A 19628-nucleotide genomic window follows, 5' to 3' on the forward strand; every position below is an offset into this window, starting at 1 on the left:
CGTTATAAGTATGTAAAACACCTTACAAATTTGCAACTTTAACCCTTTAGAGTAAGCTCGAAAATTCAGTTTCTGGCGTGAGATTTTTAGATCTAACCCACATATTTGTTAAAGAAATGTATCTATATCTCGTTTAAAAATAGGTGGTTAAGCATTCAGTTTGCGGTAGAATTTAGTCTCTCGAACACCACTAAATAGGGTCAATATGCAGCAAGTCGTCGATATAAGTTGGTGGCAAATACTCTTGTTTTCACTCACTCTGCTGATCCCGTTTTCTATCAATAGCTACTACAAAATCAACATTGGACGCGATGCCATTGTCGGTTTGGTGAGAATGACTGTACAACTGGCATTAGTCGGTCTCTACCTTGAATACTTGTTTTATTTAAATAGCTTAGTCATCAATCTTATATGGTTAGCGGTGATGATAGTGGTAGGCTCAAACGCTATCGTTAATAAAGCAAAGCTGCCAAAATATCCATTAATGGGCTTCGTCAGCATTGGTCTAGTAGTCGGTCTATTTCCTATTGTCGGTTTGTTGTGCATTGCCATCATTCAACCAGAACCATTTTACAGTGCTCAATACGTCATTCCTTTGGCGGGTATGCTGTTAGGAAACAGCCTAAGTGGTAATATCGTCGCGTTACAAAACTTTTTTGGCTCTCTAGAGAGCCGATGGAGCGAGTATGAGGCCTCTATCGCGTTAGGAGCACCGATTCCTCTAGCGACCCTGCCTTTTATTAAGGTCGCACTCCAGAAGTCCTTAGCTCCCATCTTAGCGACTATGGCGACGACCGGGTTAGTCTCTCTCCCTGGCATGATGACTGGTCAAATTTTAGGCGGCGCTAGTCCACTGATAGCAATCAAATATCAGCTTGTCATTATGATTGCGATTTTTGTAATGATGACGATCTCAATAACCATCAGCCTTAACTTAGTCGTACGCCGAAGTTTCAACGAAGCCGGCAAACCGAAAATTCGATTTGTTGATCCTCAATAGATCTGCAACTTTCATTGTTACTCACCAAATTTAAACCAAGTTATCCACAACTTATGTGGATAACCAAGCTATTGAGTTTAGTATAATTATTGGTTCTCACTACTACATATGGTGTGCTGATCATACTGGATCAGATTTCTTCATCTTATTGTCATACCTTCTGGTTATTTTGTGTTCTAAACAGTCACTCCTTAATGGAGACACACATGGGAGGTGACTTAACGCAGTTCGTATTATCGAGAGAGGAAGGAACCCATGCCGAATAACATGGATTTTGAAGACGGTATAGATAACGAGGCTAAAAACTGGCTCATTCACGAACCGGAAGAGCTCAGAGATATAATGGCTGACATTCCCTTTTCCGTGGAAGGCAACAGCGCCGCCACAAGAATACCTATATCTTAAATTCAATGAGACCAACATAAAAAAAGCGCCAAAAGGCGCTTTTCTACAAAAAATCCGTTATTTAATCTCTTAAGTAGATCAACCAGTAAAGCATACCGACGAAAACACCACCGCCGATAATGTTGCCAAGCGTTACCGGAATCAAGTTGTTCACAACAAAGGTAACAACATTCAGGTCTGCAAAGTCGGTAGGATTTGCGCCAATCATTTGCCAAAACTCTGGCGACGCAAAGTTCTTAATGCCGATCGCCATTGGTACTTGAAATAAGTTCGCAATACAGTGTTCAAAGCCCGCAGAAACAAACATCGCCACTGGCAAAACCATCACAATGATTTTGTCAGTTAAGGTTCTACCACTGAATGTCATCCAGACAGCTACGCACACTAGTACGTTACACATAATACCAAGTGCAACCGCTTGCCAGAAACCATGATGCAGTTTGTGCTGAGCGATATGCATGGTGTTCAGTCCCACCTGCCCTGCATCAAACATATATTGTTTTGCTGTAAGCATGATTCCAACAAGAAGTAGCGCCCCTAGCATATTGCCGAAATAAACAACGAACCAGTTTTTGAACAGTGAACGCCATGTAATCTTGCCACTGGCACGAGCAACTAACGTCAGTACCGAACTGGTAAAGAGTTCTCCACCAGTGATAATGACCAGTACTAAACCTAAACTGAACGCCAGTCCACCAAGAAAGCGAGTGATACCCCAAGGGAGATCACCAGCACCCGTTGTAATGGTTGTATAAAATATAAATGCGATACCTATGTGCAGACCTGCAGTAATCGCCAAAAGAAAAGACTTCATTGGGTCTTTTGTTGCTTTACCTACACCGGCCTCGGCCGCACGTTCTGCCATTTGTGGTGGCAGTAAGGCATCAAACTGATTCATTTCCATTTTGCTCTATACATATTTGGTTACATGTCAACTGGGCGCGGATAATCGCTCCAATCAATGGATAAAGCAAGATCTATTTAGCACTTTAATTGCGTTTTTCTTGACAGGTGGTAAATGAATCTGCACTAAGGTTTATGTGACAAGGATCACTCGCTGGTTTTCAAAAATAAGTGTTTATATTTCACTATTGAAAATGTTGAACTTGGATCTCGGTAATAAAGGTAACTGATAAAAAAACGCCGCATGACGCGGCGTTGATTAGAAAGATATGAGACTTTAAAACAAGCCGTTAAGATTTGTCTGATTTGTCTTGAAGTGCAGAAACCAATTTCTTCAAAGCTTCAATTTCTGCCTGATTCTGCTCTGCTCGATCTAGTGCTACCTGAGTATCAACTGAATGTCCTTCGGTATTTTGCTCTTGTAACAGAGCTATTTGCTGTTTCAGTAGTTGATTTTCTTTCTGTAGCGCTTCAGAACGATCCGCTTTCCTCAATTGTTCAACATCATGAGCAATACGTTCAGACTGTGCCGTAAGAGATTGATCTCGATAATCGTTACCCTTTGCCACCGAAGATATCTTGTGCAAACGTGATTCAGCCTCTAGCACCATAGGTTCAAATTGAGATTTCTCGATATTAATCAACTTGTTTACTTCAGCGACAACCGCCTCGAGACGTCGGAACTGAAAGTTGATCTGATTGACTTGATGTTCTATCTCAGAAAAACTTCGCGGTGACTTAGCAACATACTTCGCCAACTCAGCGGTCCCCTGCTCTACATAGCCATAGCTCACCGGTGCCAATGTATTGTATTTTAGCCGACTTAGATCTGCCAGTCGCTGCTCCAATGGCTTGACATACATGGCATCAATAACGCGAACTTCAAGTGCCACAGCGTTATTCAGGAATGTATCTTGATAGCTTTCAGCGTGCTCAGTTTCAGATACGACTAAATACTCAAACAGGCGCTGATAATCACGATTTATGTTGTTCATCGCATGTCTGAAATATTTGCCAGCTTCTATTTTATTAAGATAGGCCATTTGACTCATCGCTGGTGCGAGCAAGACATCCGCTTGCTTTTTGAGTCCTTGAATTGCTTTATAGTTATACTCCACAGAATTAATGCGGTCTCGGAAACCAACCGCATACGTCTCACTAGAAAAGACGGAATGCTTCGCGTCAACTTGCGTCGGGTCCTTACGCATTTCTATGAATAGATCATGCGCACTTTTCCAAGATGACATCATATCGCGGTAGTTTTCTGGAGCATAAATTCGAAGCGCATCCGCGCCTTCCAATTTCTTCGACCATTCAGCATAGGTGTCTGAAATCTCACTAAATACCCTACTTCTTGTTTGACGAACCTCTTCCGGCGTCAAGTTGGCATGGGATTCATTAGCCGTTGGGGTACTCGCGCACGATGCAACGCCCAAAACACACATTAATACAACAGCCAAATTGCGTGTAGACATCTACTCTCCTAATAACTTGATTTCATCATATGAACCAAGAAAAACCGTCCTATCAAATCGACAGGCCATAACCTACGAACTATATTCAAATTACTCACTAAAATACATCACATAGAGCCCTAAGTGATTATATTTCATCCACTTAATAACAAAAATTTACCGTTTTCCTTTAGAAGGCGGCGCAAGCTAACACTTTATTAACTGTGTGATTGTCAACTCGTTCAATCCCCACTATGTTGAGTGGAGAATCTCAACCAAGAGGCAAATCTATGAAATTCACTCCAGCGCATCTTTCTGAAATGAACCTGTTATTGCAATTTGACTTAAGCAGTGCGGCAACAGGTATCAAGGTCCATCACGATGCAAGCAAAGAGATGCAAGAAGCAGTCCAACGATTATTCGATAAAGGACTTTGTACCCTACCTGACGGTGGCTACCTTACGGACGAGGGAATTGAAGTGGCGGAGCACGCAGACAGAGTCCTTCGTGTCTTAACGTCTTAGCACTAACGTGATATGTCTCTAGCAGCGGCATCTCATTGCCGCTGTAATTAACTCCTACCTCTTAAGCTAAAAAAAGACGACGATAGGGCTGCCATCTGTCATACACCCAATTAAACCCCGTCGTATAGAAGAAAAAGAATACAAGAAAACCTGCTTCAATAATCAAAGCTGTCAGTAATGAAACCTGTAAGAACCAAGCGATGGCCGGTATGGTCATCACGATCAATCCTGCTTCAAATCCTATTGCATGACCGATACGCACAAGCATGGAACGCTTACTTCTCTCACCCGGAATATATCTATCAAACAACACATTATAGAAATAGTTCCATACTACGGTGAACAAACTCATGCCAACACCTACAATCATTAGTTGCGTTGATTTACTACCTGTAGCTATAGATGCAATAGGAATTATGATAGCTAATGCTAACGCCTCAAATAGAATGGCATGAAATATTCTTTCTTTATTATTCATTAAGTTACCTTGTTAATTTGAAACATCGTTTACCAATAAAGCTATTATCCGTTATGCTTTAGAAAGACGGAAACGAGATAACATCAGGAAACCTGATATGTTTAGCATCGAACAATTAGAAGCATTTATTACCACAGTTGAAACCGGTTCTTTTTCTGCTGCCGCACGCAAGCTCGGCAAGGTTCAATCTGCTGTTAGTCAAAACATCATGAATCTTGAGATCGATTGTGGTGTTGATGTCTTTGACCGAAGCGGTCGTTATCCAGTTCTTACCGAGGCAGGTCATAAACTACTTCCCTATGCTCGCGCTGCCATCACCCAACATCAACGTCTTGCAGATTTAGTCGATACATTAGGACATGATGAGATACAACCTATCGTTTTAGCAGTAGATGAAGGTATTCCACTGGAAAGAATCACTCCAATACTCAAGACGCTCTCGGAAGAGTTTCCCTCTCTGCAATTGGAATGCTTGCTTGCCTCCAGTGTCGATATTATAGAAATGGTTCAATCAGGTAGAGCAACCTCCGGTTTAGTCTATGGTGAACACGTTATCCCCTTCTCATTAGACTTTGAACATGTTGGTGATTTCGAGTTCGACATTTTTGTGTCTTCAGAGCACCCGCTCGCTAAAACTGTCACCCCCCATCTTGAAATGTTGAGTTTGCACCGACAGCTTGTCGTCAGCTCGAGAAGTTCTCAAAAGAGTAGCTTTCATCAAGTGCTCAGTCCCGATGTTTGGTACTCCGATAGCTACGCTATGATTATGGAATGGTGTCTTGCAGGATTTGGATGGACCTATGCTCCTTCCTATATGGCAAAAGAAGCGCTTGCTCAAGGTAAGTTAGTACAGGTTCCGATAGAATTTGAAAAGATATCCGCAATCACTAACATCGATTTAATCCAACACTCAAGTAAGAGTAAAGATGCCGGTCATAAGCGACTGCGGGAATTACTTCGACACCGTTTCGAGGATGTGTAACATGACAGAAAAGCAAATACTCGTCGTAGGAGCTGGTTGGCTTGGCCTGCCGCTGGCCCATGCTCTACAAAGCCGAGGCTACAAGGTTATAGCAACAAGAACCAGCGTTGAAGGCGTGGCTGAAATCACCCAAGCGGGTTTGGATAGTCTCTGTTTGGATTTGAATGCTATCCGTTCAGAAGAAGAGGAGCTGACACTAACAGATCAACTCATCAAGAAGCAGATAAATGTGATTATTGGCTGCTTTCCTCCAGGCTTTAGGCAAGGAGGCGGTGCGCTTTACGCTTCTCAATGGGCGCAGCTTGTTCAAGTGGCAAAACGAATTGGTGTTGAAAAGATCATCATGATTAGCTCTAGTTCTGTTTATCCAGAGCGAGCCGAAATCATGACTGAAGATATGGCTAGACTACCGATAGCAAAAGGCAGAGAAGACTTTAGCGCTAAGTCTATTATTATGCTCACTGCAGAAGAACACGTTAGAAACTCGACTTTAGATTATGTCATCGTGCGTTGCAGTGGTTTGTTTGGTCCAAATCGTCATCCATCTCGATTTGCCTCGAAACTCAAGACTGTGAGTGATCAAGCATCCGCCAATATGCTGCACCTTGACGACGCTGTTGGTGCGATTATTTTTTGTTTAGAACATGTGGATGCGAGCGTGGTAAACGCCACCACACCAGAGACCTGCGACAAAGTGACCTTTTATCGTGCTGCCTTGCGTTCGGTAGGTTTAGATACCTCGTTGAATTTAGTGAACTCAGAGCCAGACAAAACCATCTCTAGTGAAAAACTGCAAGGTCTGGGTTATCACTTCAAATACCATCATACGCTTGATGCGCTGTAGATTACTGAATAGTCCACTACTAAAAAAGGAAGCATTATGCTTCCTTTTTTACTTTCATTATGTGGCTTACTTGCCCAGCGCTTCTTTATAATGCTGACGGCAAACTGAGACATATTTATCATTACCACCAATCGCTACTTGGTCACCTTCTGCGATAGCTTTACCGTCTTCATCGGTTCGGATTACCATATTAGCTTTACGACCACAGTGGCAAATTGTCTTTAGCTCGACCAATTTATCCGCCCACGCCAGTAGGTGTTTACTGCCTTCAAATAACTCACCCAAGAAGTCTGTCCTCAAACCGTAGCAAAGGACTGGAATGTTCAGCTTATCAACCACTTCTGTGAGTTGATAAACCTGTTCCTTTGACAAGAACTGACATTCATCAATAAGGATACAGTGTCGTTTGGTCTCAGCATTCAGCGTTGCGATCTCATCAAACAAATTGGAGTCTGGCTGGAAAAGCTGCGCTTCGGACTGAAGCCCAATACGTGAGCTAACCTTACCAATGCCATAGCGATCATCAAGTGCGGCAGTGAAGATTAGAGGATTCATTCCTCGTTCTTGGTAATTGAAAGAAGACTGAAGAAGAGTTGTCGACTTACCCGCATTCATTGCCGAGTAATAGAAGTACATCTGAGCCAAAGTGTTACACCAAATTCAAAACTTAAAAAGAAGCCCTTGCATGCAAGGGCTACGAGAAATTACTTACGACGCCACGTCGTGCCTTCAGGGCCATCTTCTAGAACAATGCCCATTTCCGTCAGTTTGTCGCGTGCCATATCTGCATTCGCCCAATCTTTCGATGCACGAGAGTCATTACGCAGCTTAATCAAAGCTTCAATTTCAGCCACTTCATCGTTATCGCCTGCATCACCTTTCAAGAAAGCTTCCGGATCCTGATGAAGAATACCGATAACATCAGCCAGTTCACGCATTAGCGCACCAAGTTGGCTCGCCTGACCCAAATCCACCGTTTTCAGACGGTTGATTTCACGTGCCATATCAAATAGCACTGAGTACGCTTCAGGTGTGTTGAAGTCATCGTTCATAGCTGCGGTAAAGCGAGTCACATACTCTTCTCCACCCGTTGGTTCTGCATCTAAATCCAAACCACGAAGTGAAGTGTATAGACGCTCAAGTGCTGAACGAGCTTGGTTTAGGTTGTCTTCACTGTAGTTCAGTTGACTACGGTAGTGACCTGACATTAAGAAATAGCGAACCGTTTCTGGATCGTAATGATCCAACACATCGCGAATCGTAAAGAAGTTGCCAAGAGACTTAGACATTTTCTCTTTATCAACCATCACCATGCCGCTGTGCATCCAAGTGTTCACGTATTGTGTGTCGTGTGCGCAGCAAGATTGAGCAATTTCATTCTCGTGGTGTGGGAATTGAAGGTCTGAACCACCACCATGAATGTCAAAATGATTACCTAGAATCGATGAGTTCATTGCCGAGCATTCAATATGCCAACCAGGACGTCCTGGTCCCCATGGCGATTCCCAAGTAGGCTCACCTGGCTTAGACATCTTCCAAAGTACGAAATCCAGTGGACTGCGCTTAGCGCTCTCAACATCAACACGAGCACCTGCTTGAAGTTGGTCAAGATCTTGCTTTGAAAGCTTACCGTATTCATCGAACTTCGATACTTCAAACATAACGTCACCGTTATCGGCAACGTAGGCAAAGCCACGTTCGATCAGTTTTTCAACTAGCTCAATGATTTCCGCAATGAATTCAGTAGCACGAGGCTCTACATCTGGACGCTTCATATTTAGCGCATCAAAGTCCGCGTGCATTTCACCAATAAGGCGTTCAGTCAACGATTCGCACGACTCACCATTTTCGTTAGCACGTTTGATAATTTTGTCATCAATATCAGTGATGTTACGCACGAATTTCAAATCGTAGCCAACATAGCGAAGGTAACGTGAAACCACATCGAAAGATACAAAAGTACGACCATGACCGATATGACAGAGATCGTAAATAGTGACCCCACAGACATACATGCCGACTTTGCCTGCATGGATAGGTTTGAATTCCTCTTTTTGTCTCGTCAGTGTGTTGTATATTTTTAACATGATCTCTATCTGGATTATTACGTTTAAAAAGTAACGGCGATTATAACCATAATCCTTGTCATAATGGAGTCATTAAGCGAATAAATCTTGCATTTTGCGTGCAGAATGAGCTATCTCCAATCGAGTCAGCATAAAAACGCCCTCAATAATGCCAGATAACCGGATTTCGACGTTTGCTTGTGACAACAGTTAGGCTAGAATCGTTGTCTCTAACATAAAAACACAGAATAGGTATTCATCATGATCACCCTTCATACTAATTTCGGCGACGTTAAAATTCAGCTAAATGAAGAAAAAGCACCAGAAACGAGTGCTAACTTTGCTCAGTACTGCCGCGATGGTTTTTACGACAACACACTATTTCACCGTGTTATCGATGGTTTCATGATTCAAGGTGGCGGCATGACGTCTGGCCTTAAAGAAAAGGCAACTCGCGCGCCAATTAAAAACGAAGCTAACAATGGCCTGAGCAACAAAGTCGGCACTTTAGCAATGGCTCGTACAATGGAACCACATTCTGCAAGTTCTCAATTCTTCATCAACGTAAATGACAACACCTTCTTAGACTTCCGTTCAGAAAGTCTAGATGGTTGGGGTTACTGTGTATTCGGTGAAGTAGTTGAAGGCATGGACATCGTAAACAAAATCAAAGGCGTGAGTACTGGTTCTATGGGTATGCACCAAGACGTACCGCTAGAAGAAGTCATCATCACTGGTACCACGATTCACGAATAATCGTTCAAGGGAGGGCAATGTCCTCCCTAATTCAACTATGACTACACTATTTATTTCCGACCTTCACCTTTCTCCCTCTCAGCCCCAAATAACGGATTGTTTCGTTAAGTTTATGCGCGAAGAAGCGGTTCACGCAGAAGCACTCTATGTGTTGGGCGATCTGTTTGAATTTTGGATTGGCGATGATGACCCCTCAGATTTTGCGCAAGCGATCAAAGCCGAATTCAAAACTCTCACTCAATCGGGTGTCGCCTGCTATTTCATCCAAGGAAATCGTGATTTTTTGCTTAACAAACGTTTTTGCAAAGAAACAGGGATAAAACTACTCGATGAACATAGTGTGATTGATCTTTATGGTCGTAAAACCGTTATCCTTCACGGCGATACATTATGTACCGAAGATCACAAGTATCAAGCATTCCGAGCCAAGGTTCATATGCCTTGGTTACAGTGGATATTTAATCGGCTTCCATTCTTTACAAGGCAGCATATTGTAAATAAAATCCAAGGCGATATTCGTGATGTGAAAGCGCAAAAATCGCTCGATATCATGGATGTTACTCAATCAGAAGTGGAAACACTGATGAAACAATGCGGAACCGACTTGATGATTCACGGTCACACACACCGACCTAATGTTCACCAATTCGAGGTTGAGAATAAGCCTTACACACGCATCGTACTTGGTGACTGGTACCAACAAGGATCTGTTTTGGTTTGTACGCCGGAGTCGCAACACTTAGAAGTACGCCGTTTTGCTTAAAGCATGAGCCAAACCGCAGAAAATTCGACATATAATTAGTCAAGGACTGCAATAAAACGTTAAGATAGCCCAACGTTTTTGAGATCACGATGCAAAATTTGAAATACTCCTACATTGCTCGGCAACCCATTTTGAATAGCGAACAGAAGACCGTTGGCTATGAGTTGCTATTTAGAGACGGGCCGAACAATACCTTTCCAGATATCGATCCAGAGTTGGCGACAAACCGTCTGCTTTCTGAGCATTTCCTTGCAACTCACTACAGTACTATTGGTGATAAGCTAGGTTTTGTTAACTTCCCCTACCAGAGTTTAGTGAATTTGGTCCCGACCTTGTTCCCTAAAGATAACTTGGTGATCGAAATCTTAGAAAGTTGTGAGCCCACTGCGGAACTCCTCGCCGCGATAAAGAAGATGTCAAAAGCAGGCTATACCATTGCACTTGATGACTTTGTACCACGTAAAGAATGGCTGCCATTCTTACCGTACACTTCGATTATCAAGATCGACATTCGCCAATACTCTTTGTCGAAAGCTGAAACTTTGATCGAGCGCCTCAAGGATCAAAACATCGTGTTTCTTGCGGAAAAGGTAGAAACCTATGAAGAGTTTGAGCTCGCTAAGCAAGTTGGTTTCACCCAGTTTCAAGGCTACTTTTTTAGCCGCCCTCAGCTGATAAGAAGAAAACAGATCAAACCTTCCTTCTTGACTGTAGTTCAGCTTTGTAAAGAGATTTCAAACCCGAGTATCAATTATGATGAGCTTGAGCGACTCATCTCTCTAGATGTCACGCTCTCATATAAACTACTCACATTTGTCAACGCCTCTTATCTGATACGAGCAGAGATAAAGTCATTTAAACAAGCTCTGGTCTATCTCGGCGAAGATCGCCTGAGAAAGTTCATTTCGTTAGTCGCGATCACTTCAACACAAGACGATAAGCCTGACAGCTTATATAGCTTATCGATTCAGCGTGCCCGCTTTTGTGAATTATTGCTTAGTGATATGAACACCAACTTAGATGATGGATTGGGCTTTCTGACTGGCATGTTCTCGTTGCTTGATTCGTTATTCGATCAACCTCTAGAAGAGTTGGTTCAAAAGATGCCAATCGATAACCTGGTTAAAAGTGCCCTTGTGACCAAACAAGGCACACTTGGTAACATCTTAACCTTGGTGAAGGCTTATGAAGCGGCAGATTGGACAACGGTGATTGCCTGCCGAGATAAACTTGCTCTCAATGACGAGATGTTAGCTAAATATTACGATGAAGCCATCAAATGGACTGAAGATCTATTAGCTATCGAAACGGAATACCACACCCACGCTTAACTTGGATTTTTTATGACATCATGCTATTGCGGTAACGATGCACCGTTTGAGTCGTGCTGCCTACCAATACACCAAGACGTTCGCAAGGCCAACAAGCCTGAACAGCTTATGCGCGCTAGGTTTAGTGCTCATAAGACGAAAAATGTCGACTTTGTTGTCGCCACCTATCACCCTAGCTGCGATGCCGAAGCCGAACGCAGCTCAATCGCTGATTCAATTAATAGCAATTGGACCAAGCTCAAGGTTACTGGTACTGAGAGCGGAACGAATGAACATGAAGGTTTCGTGTCTTTTGAAGCTTATCTTGAAGAGGACGGCTTTGAATATTGTCTTGCCGAACGATCTCGCTTCCTTTTTGAAGACGAACAATGGTATTACATCGATGGCGAGTTAGACGACTCTATTCCGCCTCGCCCACTCACCACACAAGCGCTCAAGGTCGGCAGAAACGATCCATGCGTGTGTGGCAGCGGCAAGAAATACAAAAAGTGCTGCGGATAGAGGATCACAAGGGAGAGTGAATCGACTCACTTTCCCTTGTTTTATACATTGGATTCGCCACGACTGCCCGCTGGACTGGAGTTAGCGCTCATACGCTTTAAACTGATTGGTTAACGGATCATATTGATAACCCAGCATATCTAGTTTACCAACAACCCCTTCTACATCCATTTCGTACATGCTAACAAGCTCTTCGAACGAGTCACATTCCAAGCGAAGCTTTTCATTAACGATGCCCAACAAGATAATGCTATCAAAACGGCTCACGTTACTTAAATCCATAATCGTACTCCATAAAAAAAGCTAGCCTTTAAAGACTAGCTTGATTTAGTAAAATAGAAAGTGACCTAAGTGGCAGATTACGCCAGCCAATAGAGTTGTAACAACCCGACGTTAGTAACCATTAAACTCAGAAAAGCGATCGTCAATTGACCTTTGGTTGGTGTGCTATGACGAATGATGTGCCAGCTCCAGATAACTATTCCAACCACCAGCATCACCAATGAACTGACCACAGCAGAGGTGTATTGAGTTACGATTTCTGGTTCCCACTGGTAAGCATTTACGACAAAGCTCACTGCAAGAAGCATTGAAAAGATCACCCCAGAGACAGGCAAAATACGATGAAACGCCTGTAAGCGCGTTCTCGCGATAGTCAACAGCAGGTGAGCAAAAGCCGTACCTAGCAGTAGGCCAGAACAGACTAGAGAAAGAGACTGAGCTAAATTTGGCTGTTGAGCAACAATGATACCCGCAAACGCAATACTGAAACCATTGGCTAAATGCACTACCCAAAAAGGGCCTTTCTCTCGCGTTTTGCCAGTTTTAACTTGGGAATAGAAGTAAAACACCGCGAATACCACAAGAAACGCCTCAACTTTTAATGATGCGATTGCTAACCACAAAATTCCGATAGCTGGAAACAACTTGTGGATACGCCCGCGTTGACCAGGGCAAATATCACCTTTTGCCAGTATTAGGGTCAGGATAAGCAGAGCTACCGTTAAAGCAGGCGCTAGAAGGGTTAAAACAGCGGTAATCATGGTTTGACATTCAAAATGGTAATTGATGGCGCTGATAATATATCAGGTAACCGTCGAATGCTATTCACATTGAAAAACCACAATTTCTTTGGGCTTTGAAGTCATCAACGTAGGGGTATATAATGCCCGCCTCCAAAACTAGAGGTTAAAATATGTACAACGACGTTTCCCCAATCCATGAGCATAAAAAATACTGGGCCGAGTGCTTCGGTGTGGCTCGTTTTCTGCCCACTAGCAGAAAAGAAATGGATGCCCTTGGTTGGGACAGCTGCGACATCATCATTGTCACTGGTGATGCCTACGTCGATCACCCTAGTTTTGGCATGGCGATCATCGGACGCTTATTAGAAGCGCAAGGCTTTCGTGTCGGCATTATTGCCCAACCAGATTGGAGCAATAAAAACGACTTCATGAAGCTTGGTCAACCGAATCTGTTTTTCGGTATTACAGCGGGTAACATGGACTCGATGATAAACCGCTATACTGCCGATCGTAAGCTACGCCATGATGACGCATACACGCCGAACAACGAAGGCGGGAAAAGACCCGATCGTGCAACACTTGTTTATTCACAGCGTTGTCGTGAAGCTTATAAAGAGACCCCCATTGTCTTGGGTGGTATCGAAGCAAGTTTACGCCGAATTGCGCACTATGACTATTGGTCTGATAAAGTGCGCCGCTCTGTGTTATTTGATGCTAAAGCGGATATTTTGCTGTTTGGTAATGCCGAGCGTGCCTTAGTTGAGGTCGCACACCGTCTTGCTGATGGAGAAGCTGTTAGCAACATGACCAATATCCGCGGGACGGCTGTTAACCTTCCAGCAGAACCAGAAAACTATACGATTATTGATTCTTCTCGCATTGAAAAACCGGGGAAAGCGTTCGTGCCTCAAAACCCGTACGAAGTAGAGTCAAATTGCGATACACAAAAGAAAGAGCCAGAAGCTAAGCCGATTACGATTCGCCCTTCTCGTCACGATGCAAAAACAACGGCAGTGAGACTACCACCGTACGAGAAGCTTAACAACGACCGCATTTTGTACGCGCACGCTAGTCGCGTCATGCACCTGGAAACAAACCCTTATTCAGGTCGTGCTCTGATTCAAAAGCACGGTAATCGTGAGCTATGGGTAAACCAAGCCCCAATCCCACTGTCTACCGAAGAGATGGATTACGTATTCGGTCTACCTTATGCACGTGTACCACATCCTATGTACGGTAAGGCCAAGATCCCTGCCTATGACATGATCAAGACTTCTGTGAACATCATGCGTGGCTGTTTTGGTGGCTGCTCATTCTGTTCGATTACAGAGCACGAAGGCCGCATTATTCAAAACCGTTCGCAGGACTCAATTCTTAACGAACTTGAAGAGATTCGCGATAAAGTTCCGGGCTTCACGGGTACTATTTCTGATCTGGGTGGTCCAACAGCTAATATGTATCGTCTTGGCTGTTCAGATCCAAAAGCAGAAGCTAACTGTCGTCGTCCTTCTTGCGTCTTCCCAGGCATCTGTAACAAGCTCAATACTGACCACAAACACACTATTGACCTTTATCGTGCAGCTCGCAAAGTGAAAGGGGTCAAAAAGGTGATGATTGCATCGGGTGTTCGCTACGACTTGGCAATAGAATCACCGGAATATGTGAAAGAACTTGTTACGCATCACGTTGGTGGTTATTTGAAGATTGCTCCTGAGCATACCGAGAAGAATCCGCTCGACTTAATGATGAAACCGGGTATGGGAACTTACGACCGCTTCAAGGAGATGTTCCAAAAGTACAGTGAAGAGGCTGGTAAAAAACAATACCTCATCCCTTACTTCATCTCTGCGCATCCAGGCACTGAAGATGAAGATATGTTGAACCTCGCGTTGTGGTTGAAAAAGAACAACTACGAATGTGATCAGGTTCAGAACTTCTATCCATCGCCTATGTGTAATGCCACATCAATGTATTACTCAGAGACCAATCCACTCAAGCGTGTGAAGTACAAAAAACGTGAGGATGTACCTGTAGCCAAAGGCGATCGTCAACGTCGACTGCATAAAGCGTTGCTACGTTATCATGACCCAGCAAACTGGCCGTTGATCCGAGAAGCATTAACGAGCATGGGTAAACAGTACTTGATTGGTGACAAACCGGGCTGCTTAGTCCCTGCAGAAGATCTAGACGCTAAGACGCCAGCCCAACGAAGAAAGTCAGGTCGACACGGTGCAAACAGATTTGCGACCAAACATACTAAAGGTCAACCAGATATCAGAACTGACGGCCAAAGGAATTCAGGTAAACGTCCGAAACCTAAGAGCAAACCAGGGCAACCATCTGGCAATGGAAAACCAACCAGGAGCCCTAAACGACGACCTCGTTAAGCCTAACGCCAATATAGAAAAGCGCCTCTCAATTTGAGAAGCGCTTTTTTTTATTTTGCGATAAGCCCTTGGACATACTAATAAGCCCATGAATTATCGAAATTTATAGGTTTGGCACAGTCCATGCTCTGATACTTAAAACACTATCCCCCTTGATAAGGACAGCAAGATGGAACTACTAAGAGCAGAAACCAACAACCACACTTTGAAATTAGAACTTTATGGTGATTTTGATGCTCGAGGAAGCCGTGAAGCACAGCCTCAAATCGATGACATTATCCATAATGACTGGCACCAAGAGATAGAGGTTGACCTAAGTCAAGTCCGCTTTATGGATTCTTCAGGCATCGGTGCTATTGTTTATCTATATAAGCGTCTAGTTGAACGCGAACGCAAAATGCGTTTAGAGAACGTAACGGGACAACCGCTACAAATCATACAGTTGCTTCGAATTGGCCAAGCAATTCCTGTGAACACGCATGCGAGTAACGAATACCTGTAACACATAATTATACTAATTTGTTGGCAAAATAGGTGGTAACTACATGGATGTAAAAACGGGTGTAAAGCTATGCATTACCTGTCTCTCGGCATATCTCCTTTTAGCTTGTACAAGCTACCCCGATGAGGGAACAGGTGGTATTGCCGAGAACTATGCAGGTTCTGATTTTTCACCAGTAATGCCAGATGAACCGTTAGGACCAGAGCATGGTTTGAGATTCGACTGGAAGTTAGCCGCACTGCACCTAGATTCTCTGATTGAAGAAGGGGCACAATGGTGCTTCCCCGCTGCCGTTCTTCAGGCTCAAGAAAAACAAAATCGTATCGCAAGAGAATTAGAGGGCGGCCTGTGGATTGACGCGGCTAACGACATCGTCATCCAACGTAAAAAGCTCAATGATTTGGAGCTGCGTCTTGACTACGTATTGAATGAAGCAACATGTGCCCCCCCTCTCAAGGGCAAGGACTTTGATGATTTAATGCAAGTGGTTAAGCGTATCTATCATCTTCTAAATGTCGATAACCAGTTCGCTTATAACTCTATTGAAGTCAATCCCAAATACATGGGTCATCTAGCGGAAGCAGCAAACATCCTTAAACAACATCCCACCATTCGTCTCTCTGTCACCGGACATGCCGACGCTACGGGTGGAACCGAATACAATGAAAAGATTGCGAAAGGGCGTGCCCAGCAAGTCAAGCGTTACCTAACTATATTTGGCCTAGCACCTGGACGTATCGAAACACACTCACTTGGTGAAGAACTGCCTCTCTATCAGGGGGACAGCCCAGGAGTTCGACTCACCAACCGAAGAGTCAGCATTGAAGTCATCGCGGATAAAAATAGCAATGCCACTCAAGGAGCGTTGTGATGAACCAAGCTAAAGTAATAGTGCTACTATGCGTAACCGTTCTCTTCGCCTTGTTTGCACCACTTTCCCTAGCTAACGAGAAACAGGTACAAGTCGGAGACCTCATTCAAGTCGATTTGCCTGGCGAATCAAGCTTAAATAGGGGATTTCAGGTTGATAAACGCGGTCGAATTACACTACCAGAAGTTGGCCCTGTATTCGTTGCAGGCTATAACGAAGAACAGCTCACCACGGCAGTTAAGGGAGCGCTTGATAAAGTTTTTCGTGACACCTCAAACGTCCAAGTCTATGTATCAGAACGGCAAATACTGATTTCAGTGCAGGGCTATGTTGCCTCTCCCGGAGAATATACGCTTCCCTACAACTCAAATGTCCAAATGGCACTGCACGCCGCTGGCGGACTGCGCTCCGGAGCCCAGTTAAACAAAATGTTGTTAAAGCGTGGCGCAGATAGACAGGAATTCGACTATAAGCGCTTCCTTGACACCGGTGATGACAAAAACCTTCCCGCACTGCAATCTTTGGACACCTTATTTGTCCCAGCCTCCCCTTTAGTCGGTAATATTGAACAAGAGTTCGATCCGGCTAAACTTGCTGATTCTGGTGATAGTGCAGACTCACGCCAAGCCATTAAAGTATTTGGAGAAGTGAATGCACCCGGCTCTTTCTCCTATAAATCGAATAGCGACCTAGTTGATGTATTGATGCGAGCCGGTGGTGTTACGCGCTATGCGAGCGTGGAACAAATTAGAGTAATCAGCAATAACACCCCTACACTATTCAACCTAAAACGCTATTTAGACAGCGGTGATGTTTCCTTGTTACCTCCTCTACAAGCCGGAGCGACGATTTTTGTACCCAAACAAGAAGAGGAAATTAAATCTGGTTCTAATACTGTGTATGTCATGGGTGAAGTAGCCGCTCCCGGTGCTTTTGAGGGCAAAAAAGGCGCGACCTTTATGGATATCCTTGCCAATGCCGGAGGCCCAACACGATTTGCAGAGTCTAGACAGATTCGCGTAATAAAATCCGATGGCCGAGTAGTCCCTTTTGATATGACGGCGTACACCGAAGGCCTAAAAGGCAGCCAAGCACCAAAAATAGAGCCTGGCGATGCTATCTTTGTACCAGAGAAAACCGATATCAACGAGAAATCGTGGCTTAAAGTATCCCCAGACCGGGCAGTCAACGTTATCGGTGAAGTGGTTCGTCCTGGTCGAATTGAGTGGTCAGACGAAATGGATCTGATGGACTTACTGGCACATGTTGGAGGCCCAAGCGGTCGCGCTGACACCTCAAAAATCGAAGTCGCTAACGGCAATAAAATGGTGGTATTTGATCTTGATGCCTTCATAAAACGAGGCGCGCCTCAATCAGAGCTGCCTTACATTTCAGCAGGCGCTATTGTCCGTGTTCATGATTTACCACAAGATCCATCGGATAACAAAGCTCAGTGGGTAAGACAAAGCTCCGATGCTTCTATTTACGTTTTTGGACAGGTAAACGCGCCAGGGCGCTACAGATTTACTGATGACATGCATTTTCTCGATATCCTCTCAGCAGCTGATGGTCCTACAAGAGACGCGGATATCCACAATATTCGGGTTACTCATCGCGACAAACCTTACTCCAGAGTCAGTAAGCTCAATCTATCGCTTTACTTCGAAACTGGCGATGAGTCCATTATTCCATTGGTCAAACGTGGCGATACCATCTACGTCCCTGAGAAAAATCGTAATTGGCTAGATACCCCCAAAGAGGAAACGATTCGCATTTTGGGCGCAGTTAATAACCCTGGTAGATACGTTTTTAACGACAACATGACTATCCTCGATGTCTTGGCCGAAGCTGGGGGGCCGAGTGATAGGGCGTATGTGGAGAAAATCAGTGTCGTCAACATGTCCTGCTGCCAAGGCCAAGCAAGAACTTTCGATCTGGTAGAGTTCAGTAAAACTGCCGATATAAAAATGTTACCCGTGATTCGGGCAGGCGATACTATTTATATCCCAGACCGTCGTAATAGCTTCGCAGAACAAGCTCGACTGGGCTTAACCGACATCTTCAGGATCGTCTCGACGATCGCCGTAATAGGAGCGCTATAATGTCTATTCCCGCGACTCATGCTGAAATTGAAGAACTTTATCTCAATGCAGAGCTGAAGCAATGTCGTTCAATCAGTATTACGGCCTGCAACAGCCAAGAGGGTACCTCTTCGGTAGCGCAAGCTTTGACTGAGCGCTACCTTCTTGCTGGTCATAAAACACTGTTAGTCGATCTAAACCTTTACCACCCTAGTCTAATGAGCATAGAACTGCCTGATGTTCCCCCTCTTTCATCAGAACTAACTCCGCAGAGCAGTCATTGGGTGCAAGATAAGCACTCCCCAAAAGTGTTTCTTGGGGTATCCGCACCTAGCGATCCACGAACCCGGTTGTTGTATAAAGACCCAACCAACTTAAGGCAACAAGTTGCAGAGTGGCTAACTCAATACGATCGAGTGGTCATTGATACTTCACCCATTCTAAACGTCAATCAAAACAACATTCCTGCACACTGCGTCGCTAACGCATGCGATGGTACTTATTTGGTTGTTCTAAGCGGGGTCACGCTCGCCAACCAAGTCGCCGATGCAGTGCAAGCATTACAAGAAGGTACCCACACTCACTTGTTGGGAACCGTGCTTAACTATCGGGATCAGCCTTCACTAGCAAATGAGATTTGCCGCGAAATTGATCGTCTGGGCTGGTTACCCTCCCAAATAACATCATGGGCTAAACAAAAAGTTATCGCCAATCGATTCTTGTCGTTACCTATTTAGCCTTCTTTTACGCAAATT

General features: G+C 44.1%; 21 protein-coding genes. 14 read left to right on the top strand and 7 right to left on the bottom strand.

Annotation, left to right across the window (positions count from 1 at the left end):
- Positions 1-205: 205 nt before the first annotated feature.
- Together HW45_RS07580 and HW45_RS29550 are read left to right on the top strand one after the other, a co-directional pair.
- On the top strand, positions 206-1000 hold the full coding sequence (locus tag HW45_RS07580; protein ID WP_038225949.1) for an ABC transporter permease: 795 nt from the start codon (positions 206-208) through the stop codon (positions 998-1000).
- Between the two features lie 255 nt (positions 1001-1255).
- Complete coding sequence (locus HW45_RS29550) at positions 1256-1405, top strand: hypothetical protein (protein ID WP_160171208.1); 150 nt, start codon at positions 1256-1258, stop codon at positions 1403-1405.
- A 61-nt stretch (positions 1406-1466) separates the two neighbouring features.
- On the opposite strand, the gene focA is transcribed toward HW45_RS29550, so the two are convergent.
- Together focA and HW45_RS07590 are read right to left on the bottom strand one after the other, a co-directional pair.
- Positions 1467-2309 carry a formate transporter FocA gene (gene focA, locus HW45_RS07585; RefSeq protein WP_038225951.1) on the bottom strand — a complete coding sequence of 281 codons (843 nt, stop codon included), beginning with the start codon at positions 2307-2309 and terminating at the stop codon, positions 1467-1469.
- 289 nt (positions 2310-2598) lie between these two features.
- Positions 2599-3783: a hypothetical protein gene (locus HW45_RS07590; protein ID WP_038225954.1), complete on the bottom strand. Its 1185-nt coding sequence runs from the start codon at positions 3781-3783 to the stop codon at positions 2599-2601.
- Positions 3784-4052: 269 nt separating this feature from the next.
- On the opposite strand from HW45_RS07590, the gene HW45_RS07595 reads away from it, so the two are divergent.
- Complete coding sequence (locus HW45_RS07595; protein ID WP_038225957.1) at positions 4053-4286, top strand: TIGR02647 family protein; 234 nt, start codon at positions 4053-4055, stop codon at positions 4284-4286.
- A gap of 61 nt (positions 4287-4347) precedes the next feature.
- Here HW45_RS07595 and HW45_RS07600 read toward each other — a convergent pair whose 3' ends face one another.
- Positions 4348-4764 carry a PACE efflux transporter gene (locus HW45_RS07600; RefSeq protein ID WP_038225960.1) on the bottom strand — a complete coding sequence of 139 codons (417 nt, stop codon included), beginning with the start codon at positions 4762-4764 and terminating at the stop codon, positions 4348-4350.
- A 97-nt stretch (positions 4765-4861) separates the two neighbouring features.
- On the opposite strand from HW45_RS07600, the gene HW45_RS07605 reads away from it, so the two are divergent.
- Together HW45_RS07605 and HW45_RS07610 are read left to right on the top strand one after the other, a co-directional pair.
- Positions 4862-5746 carry a LysR family transcriptional regulator gene (locus HW45_RS07605; RefSeq protein WP_038225963.1) on the top strand — a complete coding sequence of 295 codons (885 nt, stop codon included), beginning with the start codon at positions 4862-4864 and terminating at the stop codon, positions 5744-5746.
- A gap of 1 nt (position 5747) precedes the next feature.
- Positions 5748-6590 carry an NAD-dependent epimerase/dehydratase family protein gene (locus HW45_RS07610; RefSeq protein WP_038225965.1) on the top strand — a complete coding sequence of 281 codons (843 nt, stop codon included), beginning with the start codon at positions 5748-5750 and terminating at the stop codon, positions 6588-6590.
- A gap of 66 nt (positions 6591-6656) precedes the next feature.
- Here HW45_RS07610 and HW45_RS07615 read toward each other — a convergent pair whose 3' ends face one another.
- A complete protein-coding gene (locus HW45_RS07615) occupies positions 6657-7235 on the bottom strand; it encodes a thymidine kinase (RefSeq protein WP_006075116.1) in 579 nt (192 codons plus the stop codon).
- 59 nt (positions 7236-7294) lie between these two features.
- The gene (cysS, locus tag HW45_RS07620; protein WP_038225968.1) at positions 7295-8677 is read right to left on the bottom strand and encodes a cysteine--tRNA ligase; all 1383 of its coding nucleotides are present in this window, start codon (positions 8675-8677) and stop codon (positions 7295-7297) included.
- 240 nt (positions 8678-8917) lie between these two features.
- Between cysS and HW45_RS07625 the strand changes: the two genes are divergently transcribed.
- The 4 genes from HW45_RS07625 to HW45_RS07640 all read left to right on the top strand — a co-directional run bounded on the left by HW45_RS07625 (position 8918) and on the right by HW45_RS07640 (position 12007).
- Complete coding sequence (locus HW45_RS07625) at positions 8918-9412, top strand: peptidylprolyl isomerase (protein ID WP_006074416.1); 495 nt, start codon at positions 8918-8920, stop codon at positions 9410-9412.
- 37 nt (positions 9413-9449) lie between these two features.
- Complete coding sequence (gene lpxH, locus HW45_RS07630) at positions 9450-10175, top strand: UDP-2,3-diacylglucosamine diphosphatase (RefSeq protein ID WP_038225971.1); 726 nt, start codon at positions 9450-9452, stop codon at positions 10173-10175.
- A 98-nt stretch (positions 10176-10273) separates the two neighbouring features.
- Positions 10274-11506, top strand: coding sequence for an EAL and HDOD domain-containing protein (locus HW45_RS07635; RefSeq protein WP_038226070.1), 1233 nt, complete (start codon positions 10274-10276; stop codon positions 11504-11506).
- A 12-nt stretch (positions 11507-11518) separates the two neighbouring features.
- Positions 11519-12007 (top strand): YchJ family metal-binding protein, encoded by a 489-nt coding sequence (locus HW45_RS07640; protein ID WP_038225973.1) that lies wholly within the window; start codon positions 11519-11521, stop codon positions 12005-12007.
- An 81-nt stretch (positions 12008-12088) separates the two neighbouring features.
- Here HW45_RS07640 and HW45_RS07645 read toward each other — a convergent pair whose 3' ends face one another.
- Both HW45_RS07645 and HW45_RS07650 read right to left on the bottom strand, forming a co-directional pair.
- On the bottom strand, positions 12089-12289 hold the full coding sequence (locus HW45_RS07645; protein ID WP_006074412.1) for a DUF4250 domain-containing protein: 201 nt from the start codon (positions 12287-12289) through the stop codon (positions 12089-12091).
- A 77-nt stretch (positions 12290-12366) separates the two neighbouring features.
- Positions 12367-13050: a hypothetical protein gene (locus tag HW45_RS07650; RefSeq protein WP_038225976.1), complete on the bottom strand. Its 684-nt coding sequence runs from the start codon at positions 13048-13050 to the stop codon at positions 12367-12369.
- 152 nt (positions 13051-13202) lie between these two features.
- Here HW45_RS07650 and HW45_RS07655 point away from each other — a divergent pair, with 152 nt between their 5' ends.
- The 5 genes from HW45_RS07655 to HW45_RS07675 all read left to right on the top strand — a co-directional run bounded on the left by HW45_RS07655 (position 13203) and on the right by HW45_RS07675 (position 19610).
- Positions 13203-15419, top strand: coding sequence for a YgiQ family radical SAM protein (locus tag HW45_RS07655; RefSeq protein WP_038225979.1), 2217 nt, complete (start codon positions 13203-13205; stop codon positions 15417-15419).
- Positions 15420-15588: 169 nt separating this feature from the next.
- On the top strand, positions 15589-15921 hold the full coding sequence (locus tag HW45_RS07660; RefSeq protein WP_006074409.1) for an STAS domain-containing protein: 333 nt from the start codon (positions 15589-15591) through the stop codon (positions 15919-15921).
- A gap of 43 nt (positions 15922-15964) precedes the next feature.
- Positions 15965-16792, top strand: coding sequence for an OmpA family protein (locus HW45_RS07665; protein WP_051867863.1), 828 nt, complete (start codon positions 15965-15967; stop codon positions 16790-16792).
- Positions 16792-18894 carry an SLBB domain-containing protein gene (locus HW45_RS07670; protein ID WP_038225981.1) on the top strand — a complete coding sequence of 701 codons (2103 nt, stop codon included), beginning with the start codon at positions 16792-16794 and terminating at the stop codon, positions 18892-18894. Before HW45_RS07665 ends, HW45_RS07670 begins: the two co-directional genes overlap by 1 nt.
- Complete coding sequence (locus HW45_RS07675; protein ID WP_038225983.1) at positions 18894-19610, top strand: CpsD/CapB family tyrosine-protein kinase; 717 nt, start codon at positions 18894-18896, stop codon at positions 19608-19610. The genes HW45_RS07670 and HW45_RS07675 overlap by 1 nt, the downstream gene beginning before the upstream one ends.
- Positions 19611-19628 lie beyond the last annotated feature (18 nt).

Origin of the sequence: Vibrio sp. ER1A, from assembly GCF_000733315.1 — a bacterium.
GTDB classification, from domain to species: domain Bacteria; phylum Pseudomonadota; class Gammaproteobacteria; order Enterobacterales; family Vibrionaceae; genus Vibrio; species Vibrio mediterranei.

Excerpts from the sequence above, each read along its gene's own strand:
- cysS (WP_038225968.1), bottom strand. The coding sequence starts at position 8,677 with ATGTTAAAAATATACAACACACTGACGAGACAAAAAGAGGAATTCAAA.
- HW45_RS07650 (WP_038225976.1), bottom strand. The coding sequence starts at position 13,050 with ATGATTACCGCTGTTTTAACCCTTCTAGCGCCTGCTTTAACGGTAGCT.
- HW45_RS07675 (WP_038225983.1), top strand. The coding sequence starts at position 18,894 with ATGTCTATTCCCGCGACTCATGCTGAAATTGAAGAACTTTATCTCAAT.
- HW45_RS07670 (WP_038225981.1), top strand. The coding sequence starts at position 16,792 with ATGAACCAAGCTAAAGTAATAGTGCTACTATGCGTAACCGTTCTCTTC.
- HW45_RS07645 (WP_006074412.1), bottom strand. The coding sequence starts at position 12,289 with ATGGATTTAAGTAACGTGAGCCGTTTTGATAGCATTATCTTGTTGGGC.
- HW45_RS07655 (WP_038225979.1), top strand. The coding sequence starts at position 13,203 with ATGTACAACGACGTTTCCCCAATCCATGAGCATAAAAAATACTGGGCC.
- HW45_RS07640 (WP_038225973.1), top strand. The coding sequence starts at position 11,519 with ATGACATCATGCTATTGCGGTAACGATGCACCGTTTGAGTCGTGCTGC.
- HW45_RS07605 (WP_038225963.1), top strand. The coding sequence starts at position 4,862 with ATGTTTAGCATCGAACAATTAGAAGCATTTATTACCACAGTTGAAACC.
- HW45_RS07625 (WP_006074416.1), top strand. The coding sequence starts at position 8,918 with ATGATCACCCTTCATACTAATTTCGGCGACGTTAAAATTCAGCTAAAT.
- lpxH (WP_038225971.1), top strand. The coding sequence starts at position 9,450 with ATGACTACACTATTTATTTCCGACCTTCACCTTTCTCCCTCTCAGCCC.
- HW45_RS29550 (WP_160171208.1), top strand. The coding sequence starts at position 1,256 with ATGCCGAATAACATGGATTTTGAAGACGGTATAGATAACGAGGCTAAA.
- HW45_RS07660 (WP_006074409.1), top strand. The coding sequence starts at position 15,589 with ATGGAACTACTAAGAGCAGAAACCAACAACCACACTTTGAAATTAGAA.
- HW45_RS07580 (WP_038225949.1), top strand. The coding sequence starts at position 206 with ATGCAGCAAGTCGTCGATATAAGTTGGTGGCAAATACTCTTGTTTTCA.
- HW45_RS07590 (WP_038225954.1), bottom strand. The coding sequence starts at position 3,783 with ATGTCTACACGCAATTTGGCTGTTGTATTAATGTGTGTTTTGGGCGTT.
- HW45_RS07595 (WP_038225957.1), top strand. The coding sequence starts at position 4,053 with ATGAAATTCACTCCAGCGCATCTTTCTGAAATGAACCTGTTATTGCAA.
- focA (WP_038225951.1), bottom strand. The coding sequence starts at position 2,309 with ATGGAAATGAATCAGTTTGATGCCTTACTGCCACCACAAATGGCAGAA.
- HW45_RS07665 (WP_051867863.1), top strand. The coding sequence starts at position 15,965 with ATGGATGTAAAAACGGGTGTAAAGCTATGCATTACCTGTCTCTCGGCA.
- HW45_RS07600 (WP_038225960.1), bottom strand. The coding sequence starts at position 4,764 with ATGAATAATAAAGAAAGAATATTTCATGCCATTCTATTTGAGGCGTTA.
- HW45_RS07610 (WP_038225965.1), top strand. The coding sequence starts at position 5,748 with ATGACAGAAAAGCAAATACTCGTCGTAGGAGCTGGTTGGCTTGGCCTG.